The 6,511-nt window shown below is 65.0% G+C and carries 3 protein-coding genes and 2 pseudogenes; 2 read left to right on the top strand and 3 right to left on the bottom strand.

What is annotated here, in order from left to right:
- Positions 1-864 precede the first annotated feature (864 nt).
- Positions 865-2,382 (bottom strand): methionine--tRNA ligase, encoded by a 1,518-nt coding sequence (gene metG, locus MJ785_RS16360; RefSeq protein WP_239381614.1) that lies wholly within the window; start codon positions 2,380-2,382, stop codon positions 865-867.
- A gap of 414 nt (positions 2,383-2,796) precedes the next feature.
- Between metG and MJ785_RS16355 the strand changes: the two genes are divergently transcribed.
- Complete coding sequence (locus MJ785_RS16355) at positions 2,797-3,516, top strand: hypothetical protein (RefSeq protein ID WP_239381612.1); 720 nt, start codon at positions 2,797-2,799, stop codon at positions 3,514-3,516.
- Between the two features lie 320 nt (positions 3,517-3,836).
- On the opposite strand, the gene MJ785_RS16350 is transcribed toward MJ785_RS16355, so the two are convergent.
- The gene (locus tag MJ785_RS16350) at positions 3,837-4,031 is read right to left on the bottom strand and encodes a DUF397 domain-containing protein (protein WP_239381610.1); all 195 of its coding nucleotides are present in this window, start codon (positions 4,029-4,031) and stop codon (positions 3,837-3,839) included.
- A 172-nt stretch (positions 4,032-4,203) separates the two neighbouring features.
- Positions 4,204-4,491, bottom strand: a pseudogene (locus MJ785_RS16345) (DUF5753 domain-containing protein); the annotation flags it as partial.
- A 718-nt stretch (positions 4,492-5,209) separates the two neighbouring features.
- On the opposite strand from MJ785_RS16345, the pseudogene MJ785_RS16340 reads away from it, so the two are divergent.
- A pseudogene (locus MJ785_RS16340) lies at positions 5,210-6,463 on the top strand (ATP-binding protein).
- Positions 6,464-6,511: the final 48 nt, after the last annotated feature.

Genomic DNA, 6,511 nt, shown 5'->3' with positions numbered 1-6,511 from the left:
CCTGTCCATCCCGCTTCCCTCGGCCTCGCCCGCGCTGTGCCCGCGCGTAGGGCGCGCCTGTTGTTTCAATCCCTCCAGGGATGACCAACGGCGCTGTGCCCGCACGCGCAGGGCGCGCCTGACCCGACCGACCTTACCGGCCAGGGCCACCGTGACCGGCCAGATGTCTCCGCGCACCCGAAGTCACCGCAAGCGGGCCTGTCGCGGACGAGGTCAAGCCCCGCCAGCCCTTGACAGACCGTTGACCCGCCAAACTTCACGGCATTGGGGCTAGCCCACCAAGGGCTGACCTGCGACGCTGTGCCGCTGGGCGGCACGCCAGCGATCAATGACCCGAACCGGCCAGGTTCATTCTGACTACACGCACGGGCGTGCAACCCTGCACAGCGATCTTGTGCGACAACCAGAGTTGTCGTCTCGCTAGTGACAACTTTGGTTGTCGTATGGCAGGCGATGCGCTCGCAGTCACTCTCAGCGCAAGAACGGTCACCAAGAGGCGAGCTATGGCGGCATCGGCCGCGCGCTGGGCATCACGCGACAGGGAGCGCGCAAGCGGTTTCCGCGTCTGAATCGCCCCCCACCGACCCCGACAACCTAAGTTGTCGCCCAAGAGCCGGATGGCGGGGGCCACTCTCTGGCTGGTCGCCCGGACGGACCGCCGCAACCCGCCCAGCGATCATGACTAACAACCGGAGTCATCGAGATCACGTACTCTTGACGGAGAGTCATACGGTGGGCGAGATTGCCCGATCATAACGTAACGATCGTCTCGCCGAGCGTCGGCGAAGGATGCGCGAAGACCCCCGCGCTGACAGTTCACGGTTGTCACGTGACAATCGTCTCGACAAGTGCGGTTGTCGTCTTTCAGGCAGGTGCAGCCTGCTCCAGCCGTGGGAACACGGGCTTTGGTTCGGCGACCATCGGGCCGCCGTTCCCGCACTGGTCGGCGATCTTCTGCGCGGCCTCCGGAAGGAATGGACGCAGATGGTCAGCCAGTGATCGGCAGGTAAGCACGAGTTCGGCCAGGACCGCATCCAGCGGACCGGTAGGCGCGGCTTCCTTGCGTTCCACCTTGGCGAGTGCCCACGGGGCTACGGCCTCGACATAGCGATTTCCCTCGTCCGCAATACGCACGATTGCGTCGGTGGCGCGGCGGAAATCGAACAGCGCCAGTCCAGCATCAATCTGTTCGGTCGCCGCATCCCGAGCGGCGCGCAGCGCGGTCGCTTCGGGGTTCTCCAGCGCTTGACCGAGGATAGCACCCTGACGGTATCGCTGCACCATTGAAACGGTGCGGTTGACCAGGTTTCCGATGTTGTTCGCTAGGTCCTCGTTCGCACGGTTGATCAGCCGCGCGTCCGTGTAGTCGGTGTCTCCTGTACGGGCGACGTCGGCCAGCATCCACCAGCGCAGCGCGTCCGTGCCGTATCGGGCTACGATATCGGCGGGGTCTTCTGCGTTCCCCGCAGACTTGCTGATTTTCGCCCCACCGGCGGTCAGGTATTCATGTACAAAGATGGTGTCTGGCAGTGTGAGACCGGCGGAGAGCAACATCGCCGGCCAGTACACGGCGTGAAAACGGATGATTCCCTTGCCGATCACATGGACGCGCTGGTCAGCGTCGGTCCACCAGTGCCGGAACGAGTCCTCGTTGTGCCCGTAGCCGGGTGCGGTGATGTAGTTGGCGAGCGCATCGAACCAGACGTAGATCACTTGGTCGGGGTCGTCTGGCACCGGGATACCCCAGCCCCGAGCACGTGCCATGCTGCGTGAAACGCTGAAGTCTTCCAGCCCTGACCGCACGAAAGACAGGACTTCACGTTTACGTGATACTGGTTCGATCTTCAACGTGTCACTAGCGATTAGGTCTTCGATCTGTTCTGAGTAGCGGCTTAGCCGGAAAAACCAGTTGTTCTCCCCGACCGTCTCGGGAATGGTGCCGTGCTCCGGGCAACGGCCGTCGATCAGTTCGTCAGGTGCGTAGAACAACTCGCAGCCGATGCAGTAGAGGCCAGAATAGGACTTGCGGTAGAAGTCGCCACGTTCGGCGCATGCTGCCCACAGTTTGTCGACACCCGGCCGATGCCGGGGATCGGAACTGGTCTTGATGAAGTCATCGTAAGAGAGGTTCAGTGAGTCCCGCAGGGTACCAAACCTGCTGGCAACCCGGTCGACGTACTCTTGGGGGGTGATACCTTCGGCCTCCGCGCTTTGAACGTTCTTTAGTGCGTTGTCGTCGGTTCCCGTCTGAAAACGCACGCCGTCGCCTCGCTGTCGACGGTACCGCGCGAGAACGTCAGTTTGGATGATTTCAAGGGCGTGGCCGACATGCGGCCTGCCGTTGACATACGGGATAGCTGTCGTCACGAAGTAACGATCCATCACAGCCCCTCACGCCCGGGGCTAGTCGTCCGCCGCGCCAGGAGAGGCGCCGGGACTTCCCCGGGCCTCCTCGTCTGACCGGTCAGGACACGCGGAGGAGGCCGGGGAGACGCATCATCCGGCCTAGAGTCGCCATACGAACGGCGATCAACCCTCGCACGTGCCAGATACTACACGGCTCCTCTTGGGCGCCGCCGCACCGTGTCCGCGCGGATGGGTACGCGGATGCCGGCGACGCCACGCGATCGGCCACGCCTGGTCTGAGCTGGTCGACAAGGGATGGTCGCGTGGCGTAGCTGGTCACGTACTTATAAATGAAATCGTTTATACATATGGTACTTGTACTGCTACTCTCCCTTGTCTGCAGGAGTCGTCCCACGTCGTTGGTTGTGACTGCGAGAGGGCGGGTTGATCATGGATCACGACTACGCAATTGAGGGCTTCATCAACGAGCGATTCGTCAGCGGACACGGGACAGGAAAGATCGACCCGGAGGCCGGCGTCAGCGAGATGGAGGTGGCGTTCACCTCGCTCCCGGACGGATGGGACCCACGAACCATCGTGCTGATGTGCTGTGATCGGGCGCTGGTAATGGCGTCGCGCGAGGTGGACGGCGCTGTCAGCATCCGCCGCGCCTCGGGCGGCTGGCTCTCGATCGGACGCCACCTCCATGACGGCGGCCGAGACAGCGTCATGTACGACGACGCGGGCCAGATCCTCGCGCACGTGCGCGCGACGTCCGAAACGGACTTCCGGGACGCCAAGAGGTTCGACCGGTCATGCATCGAAGCGGGCGTCTCCCACCTGCGACCGGGGCGGAACGGCATCGCGGAGATTCCCGCATTCGATGGCGTCATGATGCAGGCCGGGCCACGGCTGGTGACCGTGTCCACTCGATTCAGTGCGACGCTGGAAGACGGCACGGCCATGTACGGGCGCACGTTCTACCCGCATTACCTTCCGGACCAGGCCGTACCGGTGCCCTACTTCCAGATCCTCCGCGTCGAATCGGTGACGCAGGAACTCGATGGGAACAGGCTATACTCGCGCGTCGTGTCGTCGGTGCTGCCTCTCGGCGCACCTCAGGAGGACATCGTCACGGCAGAAGCAGAGCGGGTCATCGCGTCAGTCTGACGTCTCGGCGCGTACACAAACGACGCAGGCCCACCCGGATCGGGTGGGCCTGCGTCGTTGCGGCGATTGATCATTGTCCGTTGTAGGTCCCCCCGCTGCGATGACAATCGATCTTGCGTGACCTGGGGGTTTCCCGGTGCGGATGGCACTGATTGCGCGTGTACTTACCAAGCTGAGATGGCAGTCCCCGACGCGTAGCCGACCGTTCTTGCCACCCAGCGCGACCGTCAGTGGTCAGGCCCGTCCGTTTTCGCCAATTGCCGGTCCAGTGGCGAAGCCTCCTGGGAAGTGGCGGCGGACTCGGGGAACCTACATCCGTGTCAGTGGTCGAACTCTCCGTCGCGGATGCCCGCGACGAACGCGGCCCACTCAGTTGGGGTGAAGACGAGGACCGGTCCGGTCGGGTCTTTGCTGTCACGGACGGCAACGATCTCCGAGGATCGCGCCACCTCCACGCAGTTGGTCTGCGTCGCGCTGTAACTCGACTTGCGCCATTCGGCGTTGGTCAGATCCATCGTCATCACCTCCCCTGGTACTCGTTTGCGAGGGATGCCAGCAGGTCCGCCGATGCACCGGGGTCCAGCGCCTGTTGTGCCAGCGTATCCCGGGCGTGTCTGAACGGGGTGACGTCGTCTCGGGTTCATCGACGAACAGGCTGGAGCGTAGGTGTTCGAGGTGCACGATCGCGTGTGCCTTGGCGAACTCCAGCAGCACGAACGATCCGGCCGTGCCGAGATGCGTTCCCAGCGCGCTGGGGAGGACCTGCACGATGATCGTGGGCCGCGCCGCCGCGGTGAAGATGTGACGTAGCTGCGCGGCCATCACAGCGGCTCCGCCGACCGGCCGACGTAGAACGGACTCGTCAAGGATCACGTGCAACTCAGGCGGGTCAGGACGGCTCAGGAGGGCTTGCCGGCCGAGTCGCGTGACCACCCGCGCTTCGATCTCGTGGGCGGGGACGTCTCCGCCAACCATGTCCGACTGAACCACCGCAAAACGAACAAGATGCTCTCTGAGAACGCCGCAGCCCTACAGGTCCAAACCAGCCCCGCCTCGGTGCTGTCGCGTGACCGTGACGGGCGTGCCCGTGCCGTGTGGGTCGGGCCCGGACCGCGCCCGGGGGCCCCGCCGTGGCTGTCGGCGGGTCCAAAACCGTGGGGTGATGGCCCGCTACTTGTAGCGGCGGCGCGACTCCTCCCGGACGTGCTCCGCGGCCTGTGACCAGCGGATACGGCAACGGTAGCGGGTAGCGGCCACCACCGGCCGGGGCCGCACAACCGGCCTGACGAAGGGGTAGGGGGTCCGTCGCCGACGGCACTACCGGCGCGACGGAGCCGATCGGCGCCATCCGCTCAGCAGCCGCCGTCTGGATACGTTTGATACTATTCACCCCTGCTTGGCGAAATTCGCTGGTGTTCTGGTTCGTTGAACAGAGTGAGACGGGTGTTCCGTCTCGCCCCCGTGACCGGCCCACGGCCGGTCGTTTCCTGTCTGGAGGGTGTTTGCCCGACCGGCCCGCCACCCCGTCGCCGCACCGGATCCAGCAGCCGAGCATGACACCGGCTCCCCCCGACGACGGACCGGACGGCCATGAAACCAGCGACCAGATGCCCACGCTGGTGGCGGCCAGTTCACCACGAACCCTGCGGCCAGCTCACCACGAACCTAGCGACCAGGTGACCATAATGGAGGTGTGAACGAGCGCGGCGAACTTGTCACCCGCAAGGCGGAAGCACTCATCGTGGAGGCCCTGAGCGACACCAGGGTCGTGTCCATCAACGGCGCGCGGCAGGCCGGCAAGAGCACGCTGGCCAAGCTCGTGGCAGCCACCTCCGTCAACCCACTGATCCGCCTGCTGGACGACCCGGCCACGCTGCGCGCCGCACGTGATGACCCCACGACCTTCATCGACCACGATGGTCTGCTGGTCATCGACGAGGTCCAGCTCGCACCCGAGCTATTCCGGACCATCAAGATGGCGGTGGACACCGACCCGAGAGCAGGCCGCTTCCTACTGACCGGATCCGCCCGGATACTCGCGCTGCGCGACCTCCCCGACGCGCTTCCCGGGCGGACGGAGACCATCGAGCTCTGGCCTTTCTCACAAGGCGAGATCGACGGCACAGCTGACCGATTCGTCGACGCGGCGTTCGCCCATGGGCCAGCCCTCACCCGCACCTCAGCGCTGCGTCGCCGCGACTACCTGGAACGCATCGTGCGTGGCGGCTACCCGGAAGCGGTGCGACGCTCCCCTCGCCGTCGAGCAGCTTTCGTCGAGTCCTACCTGTCCACCCTGATCGAGCGGGACGTCACCGAGCTGTCCGTCATCGAACGCCGTGGCGACCTGCGCCGGCTGCTCGCGCTGCTCGCGGGCCGGTCCGGTGGTCTCCTGGTACTGAGTTCACTCGCCACGCAGTCCGGCATCCCCAGAAGCACCCTTGCCCGCTATCTGGAGCTGCTGGCCGCGGTCTTTCTCATCAAACAGATTCCAGCCTGGTCCGCCGGTCACACCCAGCGAGCCGTTGCGACGCCAAAGCTTGTATACGTGGACAGCGGCATCGCCTGCCATCTGCTGGGACAGGACGCGGCACGGCTTGGTGAACCCGACGGCGCCGCCGGTCCGATGGCCGAGAACTTCGTCCTCACCGAACTTGCGCGCCAGCTCAGCTGAAACGAGCAACGCGCGCGCCTGTACCACTATCGGACCAAGGACAAAATCGAGGTGGACGCGGTACTCGAGGCAGCCGACGGCCGTGTCGTGGGGATCGAGGTCAAGGCGGGTGCCACCGTTCGCACCGAAGACCTCACCGGCCTGCGCCATCTCGCGGCCCGGCTCGGACCGCGGTTCGTCGCGGGCTACCTGCTTTACACCGGCCAACAGACGCTGCCGTTCGGCGACCGGCTGCGCGCTCTGCCCATCGACGCGCTCTGGCACCTGGCTCCCTGACCCGGGCGAGTAAAAAATCATCTAGCGGGGGCGGCGCAGGGCTCGGAC

Origin of the sequence: Protofrankia sp. CiT1 (assembly GCF_917627335.1) — a bacterium.
Classification (GTDB): Bacteria; Actinomycetota; Actinomycetes; order Frankiales; family Frankiaceae; genus Protofrankia.
The sequence above is the reverse complement of the archived record's forward strand: the minus strand, read 5'-3'. Positions and strand labels throughout refer to the sequence as shown.

Coding starts and splice junctions, on each gene's coding strand:
- MJ785_RS16355 (WP_239381612.1), top strand. CDS start 2,797: ATGGATCACGACTACGCAATTGAGGGCTTCATCAACGAGCGATTCGTC.
- metG (WP_239381614.1), bottom strand. CDS start 2,382: ATGGATCGTTACTTCGTGACGACAGCTATCCCGTATGTCAACGGCAGG.
- MJ785_RS16350 (WP_239381610.1), bottom strand. CDS start 4,031: ATGGATCTGACCAACGCCGAATGGCGCAAGTCGAGTTACAGCGCGACG.